20 protein-coding genes are annotated in these 21,733 nt (G+C 60.8%); 13 read left to right on the plus strand and 7 right to left on the minus strand.

The window, feature by feature from the left end; genetic code table 11:
• Nucleotides 1-87: 87 nt before the first annotated feature.
• Nucleotides 88-1,050: an alpha/beta fold hydrolase gene (locus tag QK296_RS18050; protein WP_003192787.1), complete on the plus strand. Its 963-nt coding sequence runs from the start codon at nucleotides 88-90 to the stop codon at nucleotides 1,048-1,050.
• A 99-nt stretch (nucleotides 1,051-1,149) separates the two neighbouring features.
• Nucleotides 1,150-1,953: a hypothetical protein gene (locus QK296_RS18055; protein ID WP_003192788.1), complete on the plus strand. Its 804-nt coding sequence runs from the start codon at nucleotides 1,150-1,152 to the stop codon at nucleotides 1,951-1,953.
• A gap of 128 nt (nucleotides 1,954-2,081) precedes the next feature.
• Here the strand turns inward: QK296_RS18055 and prmB are convergent, their stop codons facing one another.
• On the minus strand, nucleotides 2,082-2,990 hold the full coding sequence (prmB, locus tag QK296_RS18060; protein WP_034136080.1) for a 50S ribosomal protein L3 N(5)-glutamine methyltransferase: 909 nt from the start codon (nucleotides 2,988-2,990) through the stop codon (nucleotides 2,082-2,084).
• 239 nt (nucleotides 2,991-3,229) lie between these two features.
• On the opposite strand from prmB, the gene QK296_RS18065 reads away from it, so the two are divergent.
• The 5 genes from QK296_RS18065 to QK296_RS18085 all read left to right on the plus strand — a co-directional run bounded on the left by QK296_RS18065 (nucleotide 3,230) and on the right by QK296_RS18085 (nucleotide 6,007).
• Complete coding sequence (locus QK296_RS18065) at nucleotides 3,230-3,820, plus strand: cysteine hydrolase family protein (protein ID WP_003192792.1); 591 nt, start codon at nucleotides 3,230-3,232, stop codon at nucleotides 3,818-3,820.
• Between the two features lie 136 nt (nucleotides 3,821-3,956).
• Entirely contained in the window at nucleotides 3,957-4,277 is a 321-nt protein-coding gene (locus QK296_RS18070) for a hypothetical protein (RefSeq protein ID WP_003192794.1), read from the plus strand.
• 75 nt (nucleotides 4,278-4,352) lie between these two features.
• On the plus strand, nucleotides 4,353-4,910 hold the full coding sequence (locus tag QK296_RS18075) for a Smr/MutS family protein (protein ID WP_003192796.1): 558 nt from the start codon (nucleotides 4,353-4,355) through the stop codon (nucleotides 4,908-4,910).
• A gap of 78 nt (nucleotides 4,911-4,988) precedes the next feature.
• Nucleotides 4,989-5,534 (plus strand): GTP cyclohydrolase I FolE, encoded by a 546-nt coding sequence (gene folE / locus QK296_RS18080; RefSeq protein WP_003192797.1) that lies wholly within the window; start codon nucleotides 4,989-4,991, stop codon nucleotides 5,532-5,534.
• A gap of 101 nt (nucleotides 5,535-5,635) precedes the next feature.
• The gene (locus QK296_RS18085; RefSeq protein WP_003192799.1) at nucleotides 5,636-6,007 is read left to right on the plus strand and encodes a glutathione S-transferase N-terminal domain-containing protein; all 372 of its coding nucleotides are present in this window, start codon (nucleotides 5,636-5,638) and stop codon (nucleotides 6,005-6,007) included.
• A gap of 120 nt (nucleotides 6,008-6,127) precedes the next feature.
• On the opposite strand, the gene QK296_RS18090 is transcribed toward QK296_RS18085, so the two are convergent.
• The 3 genes from QK296_RS18090 to QK296_RS18100 are packed head-to-tail and all read right to left on the minus strand — an operon-like array spanning nucleotide 6,128 to nucleotide 9,064.
• Nucleotides 6,128-6,448 carry a hypothetical protein gene (locus QK296_RS18090; RefSeq protein WP_192001670.1) on the minus strand — a complete coding sequence of 107 codons (321 nt, stop codon included), beginning with the start codon at nucleotides 6,446-6,448 and terminating at the stop codon, nucleotides 6,128-6,130.
• Nucleotides 6,445-7,770, minus strand: a complete 1,326-nt coding sequence (locus QK296_RS18095) for an acyclic terpene utilization AtuA family protein (protein WP_057709806.1) — start codon at nucleotides 7,768-7,770, stop codon at nucleotides 6,445-6,447. Before QK296_RS18095 ends, QK296_RS18090 begins: the two co-directional genes overlap by 4 nt.
• Nucleotide 7,771: 1 nt before the next feature.
• The gene (locus QK296_RS18100; protein ID WP_003192804.1) at nucleotides 7,772-9,064 is read right to left on the minus strand and encodes a citrate:proton symporter; all 1,293 of its coding nucleotides are present in this window, start codon (nucleotides 9,062-9,064) and stop codon (nucleotides 7,772-7,774) included.
• Between the two features lie 125 nt (nucleotides 9,065-9,189).
• Here QK296_RS18100 and QK296_RS18105 point away from each other — a divergent pair, with 125 nt between their 5' ends.
• Complete coding sequence (locus QK296_RS18105) at nucleotides 9,190-10,086, plus strand: LysR family transcriptional regulator (protein ID WP_034136083.1); 897 nt, start codon at nucleotides 9,190-9,192, stop codon at nucleotides 10,084-10,086.
• A 102-nt stretch (nucleotides 10,087-10,188) separates the two neighbouring features.
• Here the strand turns inward: QK296_RS18105 and QK296_RS18110 are convergent, their stop codons facing one another.
• Nucleotides 10,189-10,791 (minus strand): glutathione S-transferase family protein, encoded by a 603-nt coding sequence (locus QK296_RS18110; protein WP_003192808.1) that lies wholly within the window; start codon nucleotides 10,789-10,791, stop codon nucleotides 10,189-10,191.
• Between the two features lie 290 nt (nucleotides 10,792-11,081).
• Between QK296_RS18110 and QK296_RS18115 the strand changes: the two genes are divergently transcribed.
• Together QK296_RS18115 and QK296_RS18120 are read left to right on the plus strand one after the other, a co-directional pair.
• Nucleotides 11,082-12,428 carry an NCS2 family permease gene (locus QK296_RS18115; protein WP_003192809.1) on the plus strand — a complete coding sequence of 449 codons (1,347 nt, stop codon included), beginning with the start codon at nucleotides 11,082-11,084 and terminating at the stop codon, nucleotides 12,426-12,428.
• Nucleotides 12,429-12,493: 65 nt separating this feature from the next.
• Entirely contained in the window at nucleotides 12,494-13,132 is a 639-nt protein-coding gene (locus QK296_RS18120) for a LysE family translocator (RefSeq protein WP_094773756.1), read from the plus strand.
• Here the strand turns inward: QK296_RS18120 and QK296_RS18125 are convergent.
• Both QK296_RS18125 and uraH read right to left on the minus strand, forming a co-directional pair.
• On the minus strand, nucleotides 13,116-18,305 hold the full coding sequence (locus tag QK296_RS18125; RefSeq protein WP_282391146.1) for a DUF6543 domain-containing protein: 5,190 nt from the start codon (nucleotides 18,303-18,305) through the stop codon (nucleotides 13,116-13,118). The two genes, QK296_RS18120 and QK296_RS18125, sit on opposite strands and share 17 nt — an antisense overlap.
• Nucleotides 18,306-18,460: 155 nt before the next feature.
• Entirely contained in the window at nucleotides 18,461-18,844 is a 384-nt protein-coding gene (gene uraH / locus QK296_RS18130; RefSeq protein ID WP_169856005.1) for a hydroxyisourate hydrolase, read from the minus strand.
• 399 nt (nucleotides 18,845-19,243) lie between these two features.
• On the opposite strand from uraH, the gene puuE reads away from it, so the two are divergent.
• Genes puuE through alc form a run of 3 tightly spaced genes read left to right on the plus strand, consistent with a single transcriptional unit; the run spans nucleotide 19,244 to nucleotide 21,719 of the window.
• Nucleotides 19,244-20,170, plus strand: coding sequence for an allantoinase PuuE (puuE, locus tag QK296_RS18135; protein ID WP_169856004.1), 927 nt, complete (start codon nucleotides 19,244-19,246; stop codon nucleotides 20,168-20,170).
• Complete coding sequence (gene uraD, locus QK296_RS18140) at nucleotides 20,167-20,682, plus strand: 2-oxo-4-hydroxy-4-carboxy-5-ureidoimidazoline decarboxylase (RefSeq protein ID WP_169856003.1); 516 nt, start codon at nucleotides 20,167-20,169, stop codon at nucleotides 20,680-20,682. Before puuE ends, uraD begins: the two co-directional genes overlap by 4 nt.
• A gap of 41 nt (nucleotides 20,683-20,723) precedes the next feature.
• Nucleotides 20,724-21,719, plus strand: coding sequence for an allantoicase (gene alc, locus QK296_RS18145; RefSeq protein WP_017137848.1), 996 nt, complete (start codon nucleotides 20,724-20,726; stop codon nucleotides 21,717-21,719).
• Nucleotides 21,720-21,733: the final 14 nt, after the last annotated feature.

Consider the following 21,733-nt stretch of genomic DNA (forward strand, 5'->3'; position numbering starts at 1 on the left):
CAGTATACGCAGGCTAACCGACTAGTTCATCCTCGAAACCTTACCGGTAGACGTTGGTCCAACCGGCACCTCTCCAATGATGGCGCTATGATGCTGCGAGTTCTGCTGTTCACCCTCACCCTGTTCACCGCCGTGGCCCAGGCCGCCTCCCCTGTCGTCTTGCAACGCCCGATCAGCCTGGACACCGGCAGCGGCCAACTCTTTGGCTCGCTGCTGTTGCCGCAATCGGATAAACCGGTGCCGGTGGTGCTGATCATCGCCGGCTCCGGCCCCACCGACCGCAACGGCAACAGCGCCGACGGCGCGCGCAACGACAGCCTCAAGCGCCTGGCCTGGGTACTGGCCCGGCATAACATCGCCAGCGTGCGCTACGACAAGCGCGGCGTGGCTGCAAGCCTGGCGGCCACGCCGGATGAGCGCAACCTGACCCTGGAGGCGTATGTGGCCGACGCCGTGGCCTGGGGCAAGTTGCTCAAGGCCGACAAGCGCATGGGCCCGCTGATTGTGCTGGGCCACAGTGAGGGCGCGCTGGTCGCCGCCCTCGCCGCGCCGCAACTTGAACCGGCCGGAGTCATTTCCTTGTCAGGCAGCGCCCGCCCGGTGGACCAAGTTATCCGTCAGCAACTGGCCGATCACTTGCCCCCTGCCCTGTTGCTACGCAGCAATGAAATCCTCGATCACCTCAAGGCCGGCCAGGTGGACGCCGATGTGCCGCGCCCGCTGGAGGGTATTTTCCGGCCCAGCGTGCAGCCGTATCTGATCAGCCTGTTCCGCGCCGATCCGTCGGCCGCTTTTGCACGCTTGGATATGCCGGCGCTGATTATCCAGGGCACCAACGATATCCAAGTGGGTGTAGGCGACGCCCAGCAACTGAAGAAGGCCAAACCCGACGCGCAGTTGACGGTAATCGAAGGTATGAACCACGTGATGCGCATCGTGCCCAATAACGTGAAGCAGCAACTGGCCTCCTACAACGACCCGAAACTACCGCTGGCTGCGGAGTTGGGCCAACGTATCGTCAGCTTTATCGAAGGACTTCAACCCCGTTAAGCGGCAATTGGCCTCCAGTCCTGGAAAAAACGGCCGATAAGTCCAGAGTCGACAGTAAAAAGACTGTCGGCTCGCAGGGCTTGGACAGGATCGCGCCGCATGACAACCACCGAAACAACACCCGAATCTACCGCCGAGACCCCGGCCGCAACCGAAGCTGCCGCGGCAGCAGCCCTGCCGTGGGCCGACGTTCACGCCGAACACTTCAAGATGCTGCGCCTGGCCCCACTGGCCACCGACCGCGCCACCGGCGCACGGCCATTGCGCTTTGTGCAGTTCGGCTATGCCGAGCGTCATGACAAACACCACAGCCTGTTGCGCATGGTCATCCAGTTACCGGGCCAGCGAGTACGGCGCGAGCAGAATCATCTGGATATCTGGGTCGATCACGATAAACACCGCGTGCACTTCGGCCCCGGCAACAGCCTGGAAATCGAGCCGGCCAACCGCGGTATCGGGCGCTTCCTGGTGGCCCAAGGCGCCGCCTGGGCGAAGAAGAAGTGGTCACACTACCGCGTCGACGGCGTGGACCTGGCCAACAAGGACGCCCTCAACGAAGCCACGCGCCTGCGCCGCGATCACTTCCTGCGTATCCAGGGTTTCGATGTGGCCTACGCCGATGTGCAGCACCTCAAAGGCAATGTGCAACCAGGCAAGGTCGGCGACGTGCTGGACAGCTGGAATACCGAGAAAGTGCAGTTTGTGGAGATCCTCGAAGCCGCGCAGATGCTGCAACAGGCCGACCAGAACCTGGCGGAGCAGGAAGTGAAACTGCGCAAGGAAGAGGAGAAAGTCACCAAGTTCAAACGTGAGGACAGCGGGCTGCGCTTTACCATCACCTGCCTGGTGGCGTTTACGGTGTTTCAGGCGGGGTTGTTGATCTGGATTGCCACGCACCGCTGATAGATTGAAATGCAATCAAAATGTGGGAGCTGGCTTGCCTGCGATAGCGATGTATCAGTAGCACAAGTGCAAGCTGACCCACCGCTATCGCAGGCAAGCCAGCTCCCACATTGACCGAGTTTCTGCAGTTATATCCGGGCAGCGAAAACGGCCTGGTGTTGGCGGCACTGCTCAGCCGTCAACATAAACACCCCATGCCCACCGCGCTTGAAGTCCAGCCAGGCAAAGTCCACTTCCGGATACAGCGCCTCGACATGCACCTGGCTGTTGCCCACTTCGACAATCAGCAAGCCCTTCTCGGTCAGGTGGTCCGCCGCTTCAGCCAGCATCCGGCGTACCAGGTTCAGGCCGTCGTCACCGCAGGCCAGGCCCAGTTCCGGTTCGTGTTGGTATTCGTCGGGCATGTCGGCGAAATCTTCGGCATCCACGTAGGGCGGGTTCGACACAATGAGGTCGAAACGCTGGCCGGGCAAACCGTCAAAACCATCGCCCTGCACGGTGTAGACGCGCTCGTCGACGCCATGGCGCTCGATGTTCTGGTTCGCCACTTCCAGGGCTTCGAAGGACAAGTCTCCCAGCACCACTTCGGCCTCGGGGAATTCATAGGCACAGGCGATGCCGATGCAACCGGAGCCGGTGCACAGGTCGAGGATGCGTGCCGGCGCCTGGGCCAGCCAGGGTTCGAAGCGGTCTTCAATCAGCTCGCCTATGGGTGAACGCGGGATCAGTACGCGCTCATCGACGATAAACGACATGCCGCAAAACCAGGCTTCGTTCAACAGGTACGCGGTAGGCACTCGCTCATGGATACGCCGATGCAGCAAGCGCTGCACGTGGGAGATTTCCTCTTCTTCCAGGTTGCAATCCAAATAGCTGTCGGCGATTTCCCACGGCAGGTGCAAGGCGCCCAGCACCAATTGCCGGGCTTCGTCCCAGGCATTGTCGGTGCCATGGCCAAAAAACAGGTCTTCCCCATGGAAACGGCTGACAGCCCAACGGATATGGTCGCGCAAGGTGCGCAGGCGGGAAGTGATCACGGGGCAAGCTCCTGGAAAAAACGACTGGCGATTCTAACAGCCTTCACCTGTACCGACGATGTACGAAACACCTGGCACCGTACGTCGGATTTCATCCAATTTGCCCGCATTGTGTTAAACAGGCCTGCCTCTTGACATGGCTGCACGCCAGCAACGGCGTACCTTACGATAGTAGCGATTCACAGAAGCGCTCAGCCAGTGGACAATGTCGCAAAAGCCCCACTCACAGGAGCCCCAGAATGTCCGTTCCAAAGACGATGTTTCAACTCAGCGGTCGCGGTTACGCAGCAGCCAACCTCAATCATGCGACCCTGGTGATCATCGACGCCCAGAAAGAATACCTCAGCGGCCCGCTCGCCCTCTCGGGCATGGACGCGGCGGTGCAGAACATCAAGCAACTGGTGACCGCAGCGCGCAGTGCCGGGCGCCCGATTGTGCACGTGCGCCACCTGGGCACGGTGGGCGGCCTGTTTGACCCCCAGGGCGAGCGCGGCGAATTCATTCCGGGCCTTGAGCCTGAAGGTGACGAAACCATCATCGGCAAACTGCTGCCCAGCGCCTTCCATGGCACCGGCCTGGAAAAACACCTGCAAGACCTGGGCTCCCTGGACCTGATCGTCTGCGGTTTCATGAGCCACTCCAGCGTCAGCACCACCGTGCGCGCGGCCAAGAACCTGGGCTTTCGCTGCACCCTGGTGGAAGACGCCTGCGCCACCCGCGACCTGCCGTACAAGGGTGGCATCCTGAGCGCCGAGCACGTGCAGCAAACCGAAATGGCCATCATGGCCGACAACTTCGCCACCCTGGCGCTGGCCAAAGATCTGATCTGACCCTGCTGGCGGTGAGCGGCGTGTTTATTGCTCCGCTCATCCGCAAAGCCCTTTCATTTGGCGCATTTACCCCTCCCCCCGGAACAACCTGTGTATCTTCCGGTCGAAGGGCCGATACCCTGGAGGAAAGGTCGGAATGAAGATATCCGATGGTTTTGATGCTCGTCGCTTGCGCCCCAAAGGCCCGAGCAATTGGCGTCTGCGCCTGGTAGCGTGCATTGCCGCGTTACTGGCGATAGTAGGTTTGTTGTTGGCGGGCGCTGGTGGCGCCGGCCTGTTTGGGCATTCGCCGGCACTCGGCGAACTGAATGCCAGCCCGGGTGGCTCGGCACTCCTGCTGGGTGTCGGCTTGCTGGTGCTGTGGTTGGGTGTGTGGCTGTGGCGTCGCAGCCGTCGGAAAATGCGCCAACCGTTGTCGTTGAATATCGCCTCTCACCTGATGAAAAAGCACGACTGATGGCGCTCGGATAGCGTTTCCTGCGCCCTGGCCGCCGCGATTTAGGTAAACTGCCCGCCCTTCGCGGAGGCTGACATGCAAGACGACGATTTTTCCCTGTTCAAAAACGAGCTGCGCGGCGTCAAGCCGATCAAGCACGACCGCGCCGACACCGGCAAACCCAAGACCGACCGGGCGCAGATCGCCAAGCTGCGCCAGGCCGCGACCGTGCGCACCGATGCCACCACCGTGGATGGCCTGTCGGACCAGTTCGTGATCGACGTCGGCCCCGAAGATGAGCTGATGTGGGCCCGCGACGGCGTGCAGGAAAGCCAGATGCGCAAGCTCAAGGCCGGCCAGATCCCGTTCGAAGGCAGCCTCGACCTGCACGGTATGACCGTGGAAAAAGCCCGGGAAACCCTCTGGGCTTTCCTGGCTGAAGCGACCAAATTCGAAATTCGCTGCGTGCGCGTCACCCATGGCAAAGCTGTGCGGCTGGACGGCAAGCGGCCGATGATCAAGAGCCACGTCAACACCTGGCTGCGCCAGCATGCCCAGGTGCTCGGTTTTACCTCCTGCCAGGCCCGCCACGGCGGTGCCGGCGCGGTGTATGTGATGCTCAAGCGCACCATGATGGAAGGGCGCGACGAGTAACAAGTGCCTTCGTCAGGCTTGCAGCGATGTGTCCGCCACCGTAACCTTGCGCTTTGCGAAAATCCCACAGGTAGTTTCATGTCCCTGGAACAGAATTACACAGAGATTCTCGGCCAACTCGGCGAGGACGTGTCCCGCGAGGGCCTGCTCGACACGCCAAAGCGTGCCGCCAAGGCAATGCAGTACCTCTGCCGCGGTTATGAACAGACACTCGAAGAAGTCACCAATGGTGCCTTGTTCAGCTCTGACAATAGCGAAATGGTGCTGGTCAAGGACATCGAGCTGTACTCGTTGTGCGAGCACCACCTGTTGCCGTTTATCGGCAAGGCCCATGTGGCGTATATCCCGAGCGGCAAAGTGCTGGGCCTGTCGAAGGTCGCCCGCATTGTCGATATGTATGCGCGCCGCCTGCAGATCCAGGAAAACCTCAGCCGCCAGATCGCCGACGCCGTGTTGGAAGTGACAGGCGCCCTGGGCGTGGCCGTGGTGATCGAGGCCAAGCACATGTGCATGATGATGCGCGGTGTCGAGAAACAGAATTCGTCGATGATCACCTCGGTGATGCTGGGCGAGTTCCGTGAGAACGCGGCTACCCGCAGCGAATTTCTCAGCCTGATCAAGTAACCGGCCAGGCAGGAAAAAACCGGCGTTCATCGCCGGTTTTTTTTCGCCTGTAGAAATCAGGTAAGCTGCGCCCCCTCAGTCATGGGCAAGAGGTTTCAGCCATGTTCGTCAAAGCACTTAGAGTGGGCCTCGGCCACGTCATCATCGCGGGCGACTTTCTTACCCGCCCACGCAAAAAACAACGCCCTGCCGAGCAACAGGCCAAGGTCAATGCTGCCGCCAAAGACCTGACCCTGTATCAGTTCCACGCCTGCCCGTTCTGCGTGAAGACCCGCCGCACCCTGCACCGCCTGAATGTGCCGGTGGCCTTGAAGGACGCGAAGAACAACGAACAGGACCGCCAGACCCTGCTGGAGCAAGGCGGCAAGATCAAAGTGCCGTGCCTGCGCATCGAAGAGAACGGCCAGACCACCTGGATGTATGACTCCAAGGTGATCATCGAGTACCTGGACAAGCGCTTCGCCGCAATCTGAAGCCCGCTGCGGTCAATGTAGGAGCTGGCTTGCCTGCGATACGGGCACCGCGGTGCAGCAGATGTACCGAGGTGATGCAATCGCAGGCAAGCCAGCTCCCACATTTGCTCTGCGGTGTTCTTAAGTCTGTATTGCCAGTTCAAGATCCAGCAGTGCCGAGGCCAGGCACTTGCCGTGGGCATCCAGCGCCAGTGAGCGGGTCACGCCGCCACGCAGGATGCCCGGCAAAACGAAGTTCAGCGCCTGCACATTCGGCAATTCATAACGCCGAACCGGCTCAGCACCGGGTTCCAGTAAATCCGCGAAGAACGCTGCCACGCGCTCCGCCGTCAGCTGTTCACACAGCAACGGGTAGTCCTGCGCGCGGTAGGCAATGATCGAGATGTTTGACGTGTCGCCCTTATCCCCGGTGCGGGAATGGGCCAGCGTATGCAGTTTCATTCTTCAATCCTCGGTTTGACCGCTTCACGGGGCAACAGCAACGACGCGACCGCCACCACCTGGCGTACGCCCTTGCTCGCCCCACCGCCGCCGGCCGGGCCGTTGGTGTAGAGGGTCTCCACTTCATTGCCGATCCGCACCGCGTCGCCACGCTCCTCACACCGGGCGGCGACCCGCAGGCGCACTTCCCAAGGCTCGACGCTGCTGCGTGGGCCGTGCAGTGAATCCATGCCAATCAACTCGGCGCGCAGGTCCTGCATCTTTACGCCGATCAACGCGAGACGCTTGAGTACCACGTCCCGCGCCAACTCGGCCCGTGCGACAGCACCTGGACCGCCGTAGGACATCTGCCCCTCACCGATCCAACCGTCCAGATAACCGACGCTGACCTTCAGTTGATCAGGCCGGGCACGCCCACTAGCTCCCTGGGCACGCACCCGGTCCACGCCCTCCTCGACAAACCCCACCTGGGAAAAGTCGGCCGTCACATCCGGGGTCAAGTAGGCTGCCGGGTCGTGAACTTCATAAATCAGTTGTTCGGCGCAGGTCGCGCGGCTGACCCGTCCACCGGAGCCTGCCACCTTGGTGATCACTGCATTGCCGTCGGCGTCGACCTCGGCCAGGGGAAAGCCCAGGCGTGCCAGATCCTCCACATCCTTGAAGCCGGGATCGGCGAAGTAACCGCCACTGACCTGCCCCGCGCACTCAAGTAAATGCCCCACCAACGTGCCTCGGCCCAGTCGCGGCCAATCATCGAAGGCCCAGCCGAACTCGAACATCTGCGGCGCCAGGAATAGCGAAGGGTCGGCCACGCGCCCGGTGATCACCACATCGGCGTCGGCACGCAACGCTTCAATAATGCCCTCCACACCCAAGTAGGCATTCGCGGAAATCAGCCGCTCACCCAATGCCCCCACGGTCTTGCCGTTATCCAGCAACTGCTCGGCAGGCAAGGCGTGCAGCACGTCATCGCCGACCACGGCCAAAACCTTGAGGCCCAGGCCCAGCTCGCCCGCAATACGCCGTACTTCCCTGGCCGCCGCCAGCGGGTTGGCCGCGCCCATATTGGTGATCACCCGCAGGCGTCGACGCCCCGCCCGCTGCCCCACAAAGGGCAAGACACGGCGCATGCGCTCAGCCAGCAGCGGGTCATAACCGCCCTGCGGGTTGCTGATACGCGCCTGTTGCGCCAGGGCGATGGTGCGTTCGGCCAGGCATTCGAAGACCAGGTAATCCAGGTCGCCGTGTTCGGCCAGTTCCACGGCAGGTTCTATACGGTCGCCGGAGTAGCCGGCGCCGGAGCCGATGCGCAAGGTGTTCATCTCAAATCACTCCCAGGAGCAACGCCGTCAGGGTCATCAACACCGAGGCGGCAAACAGGAAAGGAATGGTGAAGCGCTGGTGATCGGCCAGTTCGATCTTGCACAGGCCCACCAGCAGGAAGGTCGCAGGCGTCAGCGGGCTGACCGGGAAGCCGGTGGTGTGCACGCCCAGCAGCGAAGCCTGGGCCACCTGAAGCGGGTCGACGCCCAAGGCCTTGCCGACTTCGGCGATCACCGGCATCACGCCGAAATAGTAGGAATCGGGGTCAAACAACATGCTCAGGGGCATGGACAAAAAGCCCACGACGGCCGGGATCAACTTGCCGTGGCCCGCCGGAATCTGCGCCACCGCCACTTCGGCGATGGCCTTGAGCATGCCGGTGCCTTGCATGATGCCGGTAAATACCCCGGCGGCGAGCAGGATACTGGCCATGGTCAGGGCGGTTTTCGCATGGGCGTCGATGCGCGCACGCTGGGCGTCCACGTTGGGATAGTTGATGCACAACGCAACCACGGTGCCGAGCATGAACATCACCACCGGGTCGACCCAGCCGGCGATCATCACCACCATCACCAGCACGGTCAGCATCAGGTTGACCCAGAACAACCGTGGACGACGCAGCGTGATGTCGTCATCGCTGAGCACTCGTTGCGGCACCGCCTCCACGCTGGAACCGGCGCCCAGGCCCAGGCGCTTTTCTTCGCGATGGCCCAGCCACCAGGCGCAGGCGAAGACAAAGATCAGCCCGACGATCTGAACCGGGATCAATGGTTGGAACAGGTCGGCCACCGGCACATGCAAGGCCGCCGACGAACGCAGCACCGGGCCGGTCCAGGGCAGGAAGTTGACGCCGGCGGCCATCGCACACACGCAGGCTAGGATGCGTTTATCGATGCCGAGGCGCGTATACAGCGGCAGCATCGCCGGCACCGTCACCAGAAAGGTCACCGCGCCAGAGCCGTCCAGGTGCACCAGCAACGCCAGGGTCGCAGTACCCACCACAATTCGTGTAGGACGCGTCCCGACCGTACGCAGGATGCGATCAATAATGGGATCGAGCATGCCCGCATCGGTCATGATCCCGAAAAACAGGATCGCGAACACAAACATGCCCACCACAGGGGCGACGTTCTTGATACCGGTAATGATGAAGGCGCTGGTTTGCAGGCCGAATCCACCGATCAGCGCGGCAATGATCGGCAAGGCGATCAAGGCTACCAGCGGCGAGAGGCGCTTGCTCATGACGGCAGCGAGCAGGCACAGGATGGTGATGACACCCAGGGTTGCGAGCATGGGTTACTCCAGGGCGGCCTCGTTGGCCGGTTATTGTTTTCCCTGGAGTATTGGAATCGCGCTAGGCTTTGTAAATTGCAATATTCAGCCATCAGCGTTCGGAAAAACAAAATGAAGCGGCGCTTATGAAAAACAGCATCCAGCACATTCAAGCCTTCCTTGCGGTTGCCCGCACAGGCAGCTTCACCAAGGCGGCCAACGAATTGCATCTGTCGCCGTCAGCCCTCACCGTGCAGGTGCAACAACTGGAAGACTGGCTCGGCGTCGCCCTGCTCGACCGCAGCCCGCGCCACGTGAGCATTACCGCCGCAGGCCAGGACGCGCGCGGGCCTATGGAAAAACTGCTGTTGGACCTGGACAACATCGTCACCGGCTCCCGCGACCTCGCCGCCTTGCGCCGCGGCGTGGTGACCATTGCCGCCCTGCCCTCAGTCTGCGCCGGCGCCCTGCCCCCGGCCTTGCGCCTGTTTCGCGAACGCTTCGCCGGCATCGAAGTGCGCCTGCATGACCTGGTGGCCCAGCGCATTCATGCAAAGGTTCGCAACGGCGAAGTGGATTTCGGCATCGGCGTGCGCGCCCGCCTGAGCCACGGCCTGGACTTCGTGCCGGTGCTCAATGATCGGCTGTGCGCGTTTGTGCCATCGGGTCATGCGCTCGCCCATCACCGCCAATTGACCCTGGAGCAACTGGCAGACCAGCCAATTATCCTGACCGGGCGCGACAGCAGTGTGCGTGAGCAAGTGGATACGCTGTTCGATGAGACACGGCTGACGTTGAACGCCGGCATGGAGGCCAACTACATGTCGACCGTATTGGCATTGGTGCGCCAGGGGTTGGGTGTCAGTGTGCTGCCGGAGTCGGCGGCGGATAGCCTGGAGGGTTTGCAGCGGATCAATATCGATCATCCCGGGGTGAATCGGGAGATCGGCTTGATCAGCCGTAGCGGCATGGGCTTGAGCCCGGCGGCGCAGCGCTGCTTTGAACTGCTCAACAAAGCACTGCCTGACGCGCCGCCGCGCTGAATGTGGGAGCTGGCTTGCCTGCGATGCAGACACCTCGATTTAGCCGGGGCACCAGGGTGACGCTATCGCAGGCAAGCCAGCTCCCACATTGGACCGAGTGAATCAGTCGAGCATCGGCACATACCGAGGATGACTGGCCACCCGCTGCAACCATGCCTGCACCGCCGGATACGGCGCCAGGTCAAAGCCGCCTTCATGGGCCACATGGGTGTAGGCATACAATGCGATATCGGCAATTGAAAACTGCTCGCCCACTAAATAAGGCGTGGCTTGAAGCTGACGCTCCATCACCTTCAAGGCCTTGTAACCGCCCTTATGGGTGGTTTTATATTCTTCCAGCCGATCCTCGGGCATGTTCAGGTAAAACTGAATAAACCGCGCCACCGCAATGTAAGGCTCATGGCTGTACTGCTCGAAAAACTGCCACTGCAATACCTGGGTACGCAGGCGCGGTTCGGTGGGCAAGAATTCGCTGCCATCGGCGAGGAAGTTGAGGATCGCGTTGGACTCCCACAGGCAGGTGCCGTCTTCGAGCTCCAATACCGGGACCTTGCCATTGGGGTTCTTGGCCAGGAACTCAGGGGTCTGGGTATCGCCCTTGAGAATATCAATATCGATCCATTCATACGGGATGCCCAACAGAGTGAGCATCAATTTGACCTTGTAGCAATTGCCCGACTTGTAATCGCCATAAACCTTGTACATGGGGCTCCCCTTTTCGCCGCGCTGACCGAATGCTTGCGCCCACAAGGTGCGGGTATCGAGGGCTTGTTTCAAGGCGTCGCGCAGAATAAATCCCCTGGCGTGGGCCTTTCATCCCTTTTCGCCCAGATAATCGAAAACATTATTTGCTTTATTTGTATACAAAAGCATAATTCGCTTCGTGCGAGTTCCTGACCTTTTGGTCAACAAACCCGCCAACACCTCAAAGCGCCGTTGCCCACTCATGTAACCGGCGCTGGAAATAACAATAAAACGATTGAGGAGTACTCGCTGTGGATAGCCGCAAAACCGAAGCCCCTACGTTGGACCTGGCCGCGCCCCGAGGCGGTTGGCTGGAACGCCTGTTCAAACTGCGCTTGCATGGCACCACAGTGAAGACCGAGCTGATCGCCGGCCTCACCACTTTTATCACCATGGCCTACATCATCTTCGTCAACCCCAATATCATGGCCGATGCCGGTATCGATCACGGCGCGGCCTTCGTCGCCACCTGCATAGCGGCCGCGCTGGGTTGCCTGCTGATGGGCCTGTACGCCAACTGGCCCGTGGGCCTGGCGCCGGGCATGGGCTTGAACGCATTCTTCACCTACACCGTGGTCGGCACCATGGGCTACACCTGGGAGACCGCCCTCGGCGCGGTGTTTATTTCCGGCGTGCTGTTCATGATCCTCACGCTGTCGCGCATCCGCGAATGGCTGCTCAACAGCATTCCGGTCAGCCTGCGCCATGCCATGGGCGCCGGCGTGGGCTTGTTCCTAGGGGTGATCGGCCTGAAAACCGCCGGCATCATCGTCGACAGCCCGGCCACGCTGATCAAGCTCGGTTCCCTGCACGAGCCGGCACCGCTGCTGGCGGCCGTGTGTTTCCTGCTGATTGCCATCCTCAGTTATCACCGCGTCTTCGGCGCCATCCTGATCAGCATCATCGCCGTAACCCTGGCCGGCTGGGGCCTGGGCCTAGTGCACTACAACGGCATTCTCGCCACCCCACCGAGCCTGGCACCGACTTGGATGGCAATGGACGTGATGGGTGTGTTCAATGTGAGCATGATCAGCGTGGTATTTGCCTTTCTTTTTGTACACATGTTCGACACTGCCGGTACACTGATGGGCGTTGCGCAACGCGCAGGCCTGGTGAATGCCGATGGCAAGATCGACAACCTGTCTCGCGCGTTGAAGGCTGACAGTGCGTCCAGCGTGTTTGGCGCCATGGTCGGTGTACCGCCGGTGACCAGCTATGTAGAAAGCGCCGCCGGTGTGGCTGCTGGCGGCCGTACGGGTTTGACCGCAGTGACCGTGGGCGTGCTGTTCGTGGCGGCGATGTTTTTTGCGCCGCTGGCCGGCATGATTCCCGCCTACGCAACGGCGGGCGCGCTGATTTATGTAGCGATGCTGATGATGGCGAGCATGGCCCATATCAATTGGGATGAGGCCACCGACAGCATTCCGGCGATCGTCACCGCGATCATGATGCCGCTGACGTTTTCGGTCGCCGACGGCATCGCCCTGGGCTTTATCACGTATGTGGCGTTGAAGGCCGGCACCGGTAAATACCGCGAGATTTCCATCAGCCTGTGGGTACTGTGCGCGATCTTTATCGCCAAGTTCATCTTCCTGTAGTTCGGGAACGGCTGAAAAACCGCCTCACCTTCGGGTGGGGCTTTTGCATGAAGGGAGGACTGTAAATGACCTTGGAAACCTGGCTGCTGTTCAGTGGCGCTGCACTGGTGGTGATCCTGATTCCTGGCCCGCTGTCGCTGTTGATGATCAGCAACAGCCTCAACTACGGCCTGCGCCGCTCCTACCCTGCGTTTCTGGGCGGCGTGTTCGCCTCGATCTGCCTGTTGAGCGCCTCGGCCCTGGGCCTTGGCGCGCTGTTGCTGGCTTCTGAGCAATTGTTCAGCGCATTGAAGATCGTCGGCGCGCTGTACCTGTTCTACCTCGCCTGGCAAAGCTGGCAACAGTCGCGCCAGCCAAGCCAGGGTGCACAAGTACCGCAGACCCCGGCCTTGCCGCGCTTTCGCGCCTTGTTTGGCCGTGCCTTTGTACTGGGCGCCAGTAACCCCAAGGACATTCTGTTTTTCGCCGCCTTCCTGCCGCAATTTCTCAGCGCCCAGCAAGCCTTTTTACCGCAACTGCTGATCATGATCGCCACCTGGACAGTGCTCGACCTGCTGTGCAAGCTGGCTTACGGCCTCGGCGCCCATGGCGCAGCGCGGTATTTGCGCAGCGGCGCCGGCCAGAGCTGGTTCAACCGCGTCAGTGCGGCCCTGTTCGGTTGCGCCGGCCTGGCCTCGCTGATGAAGGTCAGGGGTTCAGTTTGATGAAGTAAACCGTGGGCGAGACATCGCTCCCGGTCGGCCACTGAATACCCGCCAGGATCCGTACCAGGCGCTGTTGACGCATGGCACTGCTGACTTCGTCAGCTAACGCCACGTTGGTATAGGTCCTGAGCCCGGTCACAAGCCAATTGTCGCTTAACGTCGAAAAAAGGCGCAAAGACGGCCTTTCTGCCCACAGGTATGACACGTAATAAAGCCGAGATGGTGAGTTGGGGTGGGTGGCCAGCGTCTCCCGCCGGATCGTCCCGTAACGCCGCACATTGACATGCCTGAGGGTGAAACCCTGTTCCTCAAGCAACGTACTGACCGCTGCATATTGGGCGGTATTTCTTTCGCTCGCGACTGCCTTGCCACCGCGACGCAGGGTGCGTGGCGGCCTCACAGGTGGCAGGAAGTCAATACGGGTCAAGCCCGGCGCAGCGCCCTGGAAGCTTATGAAGGTCGTGTTGGGTGCCCTGTCGGTAGGCCGCAACATCCGCAATAAGTCATCGGTGCGGCCAGGCCGCACGGGGGCCGGCGGCAACCATTCGTCCAGGGTTGCACGCACTCTGAGCAGATGCGTGGCAGTTGCCGGGCGCGCCGGACCCGACAATTCGATCAAGCGGCTCACCACATGATCTCGGGTCCTGTTGGTAAGGGTGGGAAAGGCGATGGCCACGGACTGCTCCAACGGCCGGTCGAAAATCGGCGCATGCAAATGCCAGGCGCCCGTTGCCGTGCGGGATGCAGGTAACGGCTGTTCGAGCAGGTCGTTGCTGGTCCAACGCAGGATGTCAACGCTGGCCAATGACACCAGCGGCTCATTCCTGGTGATGAACACGATACCGTGAAGCCCGGCATCCTCACCTGGGGGCAGCAACCGGTAAAAACGGCTGCTCGGATCGGTCAGGCTGGAACGTTCAGGCGCAACACGCAGCACATGGTGAGGATAGCCTTGAGGGTCCGCTGCGACATGAAATATCCCTGGAGCGGGCGAGCTCGATAGCTGGCCTGGATGAAGCTGAGTCTGCCAATCCAACCAATGCGTGGCTGTGGTGGAGAACTGGCGAATCCTGTCTTCGCTCGCTACACGCACCGGCGGTTGCCAGTCCGACACGTCAGGCCTCGGAGGTTGCCACGGCCGATGGGTTCCCGAACTCGGCCCCGGCGTTGGCGCGTCCGCGCCCAATAACCATTCTTCGGGCTGATAGATATGCACGAGCAACTCATCTTCTTCGCCTGCCTGTTTGTTTTTCAGGCGTAATGAGTGTTCGTTCTGGCGCCGGTACACCGGATAACGATGCGTGTCATCCGCCAGGAAGGCCTCGCCATTTTTGACGTACACACCCTTTTCACCCACGCCCTTCAGCGCGACAGCGTCTTGAGGCACGCCCTTTAGCCGAAAATGCTCCAGGGCTTTGAGCTGGGTAATTGGCCGTGATATCCCAGCGGCCAGTGTTCTGGGCGCCGTCATGTGCAAGTGGCGGATTCGACTCAACCCGGTGGCCAGCGAACGCCGCGTTATTCCTCCCACGGCGCCCGCCCTGGTTTTGGCGCCGGGTATAAAACCCAATAACAGTTCAACCGTCAGAAAAATGCTCATGAAGCCAACATCAACCGCATCCGAGGAACGGCCAAAACGGTGGTACCGCCGCGCCGCCAGCAGCAACTCGTAGAAGTCGTTGACCATGCCGTAAGGCGGCACGAAAAAACCCACCAAGGCGCGCATGCGCGTATCACTTTGCTCCTCCAGGCGTTTGGTTCGATAGCGGTCCAATGCCTTGCTGGAATTGCACGCCGCCTGGGTTCGGCGCTGCAAATCAAGCACCCAGGCCTTGTACAGCAACGCGTTGGCATCGCTGTGGGCAGTGGGCACGATCGCCAGCGCGTTCAGCGGGTCAGTATCGACCTGCTCCTGGAACTGCTTTTCAATGTCCTGCGGCACCGGCGTCGGCTCCAGATGCTTGACCGCAAAGGAGCGAATGAACTTCACGCCCCGCCACACACCGGAAAAGAACGTGGCCCGCAGCAGTTCGTCCAGCGTAGCGTCGGGCTCGGCATCATGGGTGACGGCCTCGAATGCCCAGCCCGGTGCGACCTGCCGCGCCAGCTGTTTGGCGTGCTCGGCCTGGGTCGCGATGCGATTGAGCGCCACGTGCGCCTCTTGCACGCTGGCGTATTCGGTAACGGCCAAGGCAGTGGCAGCGTTCGGCCAATACACTACGCAGCGCCCATTGGCCTGATCCTGCATGACCACAATGCCGGCGATGTAGCGATCATGCTGCAGCGTGTGCCCCACCAGATGCACCACTGACAGGCTCAGTCGATGGCCATTCTTCAGCAAGTCCTCTGGCGTTCGCGCGGCCATCGCTGTATTGAACAGGCTTTGCGCGGGTGCACTCAGCCCCTGGCGGATGGCCGAATACAGCCGTACCTTGGCACAGTCGCGCAACATGCGCTGCATCAGTTCCGGAATACGGCCTTCGCTCAGCCCTTGGGCCGCAGGCTCAAACGTGCGCTCGATCTTTGCTGCGTATTGACCGCCGATATCCAGCGCGGAGATTGTCTTGATCAGGTAGTCCGCATCCAGCCGTCTGCGCCAGTCCGGCTGCAGGTAGGTGGCGTGGTTCAAGCGCTTGCGCGTCCAGGGCGCTTGCGGGTCGAGGTTATGGAGCGCCAGTTGCAGCAGGCTGAAAGTGCTGCGCTCAAGGCTGGGGGTCTGAATTTCCTTGCGATCGCCCGGTGTGCAGCGGCTTTCATAACCGCAGAAACTGCTGGCGACGTCGTCCGGCATAGTCAGTAAGGGCTGCTCGATATCCAGCCCCGGATAGAAACCGTCCTCTGTTAAACGGGCGATCAAGGCAGTGCGGGCGAAGGTCTCCAGGTCTTCCAGACGCTGCTCAAGCCGGTTTTCAACCGCGAGGACGCTGGCCAAGTGTCGGCCCTGCAGTTTCTTGAAGGTCTTGCGCTGGGCGCTCGACGCGCCCGCCAGCCATGCCGGCAGCTTTTTCGCATCGGCGGTGGCTTTGCGCAGTACATCAAGATGGGCCTGGCTCTGCTCAAGCAGATCATTGGCCGGTACTTTCAGATGTTCGCCCAGTTCTATCAGCAGTAGATCACGGCTGAACGCAGGGCTCTTAACCTCACCGAAAAGCTGCGTCGCGTCCGCCGAGCTTGTGTGCAAAGTCCCATAGTGCTTCATCAGTTTTTTGAACGAAAACTCCAGAGGCCCTTTTTCGATCAGCTCGTAGCGCACTGCCAAGGTGCCTCGCGCGGCATGCTTGCGTAGGTCTTGCCGTACCTTTCGCTCGATGCACCTCCAGAGCACTGACTCATCACTGCTGTTGAAACTGGCCAACAGGCTTTTAGTCAGGGCTTGCAGACTGGAAAAAGACAGCACCCCGCCCGATTGTCCAAACCCACATAGCACCACCGGGACCGAGCGGCCAGGCTTCTCAACGGCCGTCGCTGTGGTCACCACCATCAGGTTATGCACGTGGTAGAACGCATCCGGCGCACTGCCCACCGAAACCGACAAGACGCGTGCGTCACCGTATTCACGCTTGGCGGCCTGGTGCTGGTCCACTATCTTGATCACCAGGTCTCGATGTGCCGTGGGTATCAGCTTGAGCCGGTGCTGCAATTGGACCTCGCAGCGCAAGGCCTCGCCTTGAGCCTGCAAAAACAGGGTGGCGCGCTTTTCGGTCTGGGTAGGACGTTCGATCCAGAACCCATACTCATACAGCCGTTTCTGCGCACCGCTGCTCAGTGAGTCCATGGTTTGCGCATGCTCCTGGAGCTCGCGCGCGAGGGCCACAACCTCCTGAAATTGCGTGGTATCGACGCTGGGATCAGCCACATCGAGTAACGCGAGCAAGCCCTTTTCGTAGCGTTTGAGCCGAGCATGCATCGCGAGCATGGGTTGGCCGGACAAAAGATTGGCAAAGCAGATTTCCCGTCGCCGACGCCGCGCATCCCATTCCAGCAACGACTTGCCTGATGCACCCAGCCGCGCCTCACCGACCAATTGCTTTCTGGCACGTTCGATAAACGTCAGAAAAGGCGCAGCCGTCAGCGGCTGAGGCGGCGGCCGTCGTTGGGAATATAGGTGGCTCTGATTGATCGCCAACGCACAGGCCAATTCATTTTCCCACTGGCCGTCCAACAGCGCTTGCGCGCTCAACGCCAACGCATCCCCGTCCAGTACCGAACCACGGGCAACACTGCTCGCCGGGGTGTAGTGCGTGGGCCGGCAAAGTTCATGGCGGCGCTTGAGCGGCAGGCACTGCCAAAGCTCGTCGAACAACGCCTGGCTGGTCAGTTTCAGCAGGCCGCACTGCAGGAAGAAGAAGCTCGGATACTCATAAAAATTGCGCGCTACACCCGGCAGGTAGATCACATGCGGCACATCACTGGGGTCATCCGCACGATAGATGTGCAAGGCGCCGGGGATCGCTACCGCGGGTGAGCCGGGCCACATCAATTGGCTGGCGCGCACACTGGCCCAGTCGCCCCCGGCCCGCTGGCGAGCTTCGGGGCTCGGCGCATCGATCAGCGCCTGGACCAGGCTTGACGCCTCACTCGACAGCTCGCCCAACTGCCCCGCGATAAAGGCCCGATCAGCGAACAACTCGGCCTGCAATTGGCACCAGTGTTCCTGACGCGTCTGCCAGGAGCCGGCCACCAGTGTTTCCCAGTAGCGGCTGAACGCGGGGGCCAGACGTTCGAACAGCTTCATCGCGAGTACTTGCTGCAGCACCTGCAAGGGCGTCAACGGCCACACACGGGCCGGTTCATCCTTGACGCTCAGCGTGGTGAACTGATTGAGGTTGATTGGCACGGCAGGTAGCGCCAGCGAGAGCAGCGTCCGTTCCGTCAGGGTGTCGACCCTGTGCAGTGCTGGCGGCGGCATGGCTTGGGTGAACAGTAGTTTGTCCGGGTCGATGTCGAACGCTTTGCGCAGTGCTGCGCGAATCACCTTCAAGACTTTGGGCGCGCGTACCGTCAAATGCATCAGGGCTTTGGTTGTGTTGGCGCATCGTTGGTCGGCAAGGCCGAGCTGGTTGATCAGGCGGCTGGGCTGCGGGTGGCTGTTGATCCGTCGTGACAGTTGGCTGCGCATTTGCTGTATGGACGCTTGCGCAGTGGGGTCGGTCGTGTCGATGGGTGGGGCCATGATGTTTTCTTAACCTGAGGAAAACACCCAGCCTAGGCACGCCACTGACGCAACAGGCGTTAGATAGTTGAACAAACGCCAGGCAAAAAAAAGCCCGCAGTGTGCGCGGGCGAAACCAACGAAGAGCATTTGGGGGTGTGAAGCGAGGTGACGACTCAGCTACCGCGATAAGTGGAGTAGCTGTAAGGCGAAATCAGCAGGGGCACATGGTAATGGTCCTGTTCGGCACTGATGCCAAAGCGCAGTACCACCACGTCCAGAAAAGCCGGCTCGGGCAACTGCACCCCACGGGCCCGGTAGTAATCACCGGCGCTGAACTGCAGTTGGTACACGCCGCTGCGGTAGTCCTCGCCTTGCAGCAGCGGTGCGTCGCAACGGCCATCGCTGTTGGTGGTGGCGGTAGCGACCAGCTCCAGCTGCGCGCCTTCGACGCGGTACAGCTCAACCTTGATGGCACTGCCGGGGCAGCCGTGCGCGGCGTCCAAAACGTGTGTGGTCAAACGTCCCATGGCTTTTATGCGCCTCCCGAAGTCAGTCATAGAGAAACCCGCACTCTTTCAGGGCAGTGAAAAAGCCGGCGATGGCTGATTAAGACATTTTTCTAAAAAATTGTACACAATAAATTCAACAGCCTTCCAACCCCCTGTAGGAGCGAGCTTGCTCGCGAAAAACGTCAACGATGACGCGGACTATCAGGATTAAAAGTGGCGCCCTCAGGTTTTTCGCGAGCAAGCTCGCTCCTACAGTGGGCTTTTTCATCTTAACCTGACCACTTAGGCAAGTTTCTTGCAGACAGACCGTTCAGAAAAAATGCAGAAATGCAGGCTTACAAAGTTTGCGATAAGTTGTATACAATCACTCATCGCTGTGACGCCACTCAGTCATTCCACTGCCCGGCCGCCACACATTTGCTACCACGAACAAGAAGGAAGACTGCAGTGAGCGCTGACTACCCACGCGACCTGATCGGTTACGGCAGTAACCCTCCTCACCCCCACTGGCCGGGCAAGGCACGCATTGCGCTGTCGTTCGTACTCAACTACGAAGAAGGCGGCGAGCGCAACATTCTGCACGGTGACAAAGAGTCAGAAGCCTTCCTCTCGGAAATGGTCTCGGCCCAGCCGCTGCAAGGCGAGCGCAACATGAGCATGGAGTCGCTGTACGAGTACGGCAGCCGTGCCGGCGTGTGGCGCATCCTCAAGCTGTTCAAAGAATTCGATATCCCGCTGACCATCTTCGCCGTGGCCATGGCCGCCCAGCGCCACCCGGATGTGATCCGCGCCATGGTCGCCGCCGGCCACGAGATTTGCAGCCACGGCTACCGCTGGATCGACTACCAGTACATGGACGAGGCTCAGGAGCGCGAGCACATGCTCGAAGCCATCCGCATCCTCACCGAACTCACCGGTGAACGCCCACTGGGCTGGTACACCGGCCGCACCGGCCCCAACACCCGTCGCCTGGTGATGGAGGAAGGTGGCTTTCTGTACGACTGCGACACCTACGACGACGACCTGCCCTACTGGGAACCCAACACCCCCAACGGCAAGCCGCACCTGGTGATCCCCTACACCCTGGACACCAACGACATGCGCTTCACCCAGGTGCAGGGTTTCAACAAGGGCGATGACTTTTTCGAGTACCTCAAGGACGCCTTCGACGTGCTGTATGCCGAAGGTGCCGAGGCGCCGAAGATGCTTTCGATCGGCCTGCATTGCCGCCTGATCGGCCGCCCGGCACGCCTGGCCTCGCTCAAGCGCTTCATTGAATACGTCAAAGGCCATGACCAGGTGTGGTTCACCCGCCGCGTGGACATCGCCCGTCACTGGCACCAAACCCACCCCTGCACGGGAGCGGCGAAATGACTGCGTTCCAAACCCTTAAACCCTCGACCTTGAGCCGCGACGCATTCGTCCAAGCCTTCGCCGATATCTACGAACACTCGCCATGGGTAGCCGAAAAGGCCTTCGACCTGGGCCAGGATACGTCGATCGACCAGATCGAAACCCTGCACCAGCGCATGAGCGATACCCTGTTGAGTGCTGATCACGCCTCGCAACTGGCGCTGATCAATGCTCACCCGGACCTGGCAGGCAAAGCCGCCGTCCAGGGCCAACTGACCCAAGCCAGCACCGATGAACAAGCAGGCGCGGGTATTCACCAATGCACGGCCGAAGAGTTTTCTCGCTTCACCGAGCTGAATGAGGCCTACAAAGCCAAGTTCAAGTTTCCCTTCATCATGGCGGTAAAAGGCAGCAACCGGCATCAGATCCTCGCCGCGTTCGAAACGCGCATCCACAACTCTGCAGACGCTGAGTTCAAGTGCGCGCTGGACGAGATCAACAAGATCGCGTTGTTCCGCTTACTGACCCTCTAGCAGTCCATCCCCAGCCACTCTATCTAAGGCAGACAAGAAGAATGAAAGCTTACGCCGTACCTTTCGAGAAGTTCGTCAACCTGGCCGACGCCCGCCTGGGCACCAAGATCATCTCGGTGACCGATGACTGGTTCGCTGACGCCAACCGCCTGTTCCAGCCGACCCCGGCCGTGTGGAAGGAGGGCGTTTTCGATGACAACGGCAAGTGGATGGACGGCTGGGAGTCACGCCGCAAGCGCTTCGAAGGCTACGACAGTGCAGTGATCCGCCTGGGCGTACCGGGCTCGATCAAAGGCGTAGACATCGACACTTCATTCTTCACCGGCAACTTCCCGCCGTCGGCCTCCCTGGAAGCCTGCTTCCTGGCCTCGGGCGAGCCGGATGCCAATACCCAGTGGGTGGAAGTACTGTCTGCCGTCGAGCTGCAAGGCAACAGCCACCACTACCACGAGATCAACAACGACCAGGCGTTCAGCCACCTGCGCTTTAACATCTACCCGGATGGCGGCGTAGCCCGTCTGCGTGTGTACGGTGTGCCGTTCCGCGACTGGTCCTCGGTGGGCGACAACGAACAGGTCGACCTGGCTGCCGCGCTCAATGGCGGCCGTGCCCTGGCCTGCTCCGATGAACACTTCGGCCGCATGAGCAACATCCTCAACCCAGGCCGTGGCATCAACATGGGCGACGGTTGGGAAACCGCGCGTCGTCGTACGCCAGGCAATGACTGGGTGATTGTCGCCCTGGGCCACCCGGGCGAGATCGAGAAAATCGTGGTCGACACCCTGCACTTCAAGGGCAACTACCCGGACACTTGCTCGATCCAGGGCGCCTTCGTGAAAGGCGGCACCGACAGCCAGATCGAAACCCAATCGCTGTTCTGGCGCGAATTGCTGCCGGCGCAGAAGCTGGAAATGCACGCCGAACACACCTTCGCCGAGCAGATCAAAGCGCTGGGGCCGATTACCCACATCCGCTTGAACGTGTTCCCGGATGGTGGGGTGAGTCGCCTGCGCGTCCTGGGCAAAGTCGCCAAATAACACCCGATCGTCCC

The sequence above is a fragment of the Pseudomonas sp. AL10 genome (assembly GCF_029960685.1).
Classification (GTDB): Bacteria; Pseudomonadota; Gammaproteobacteria; order Pseudomonadales; family Pseudomonadaceae; genus Aquipseudomonas; species Aquipseudomonas lactis.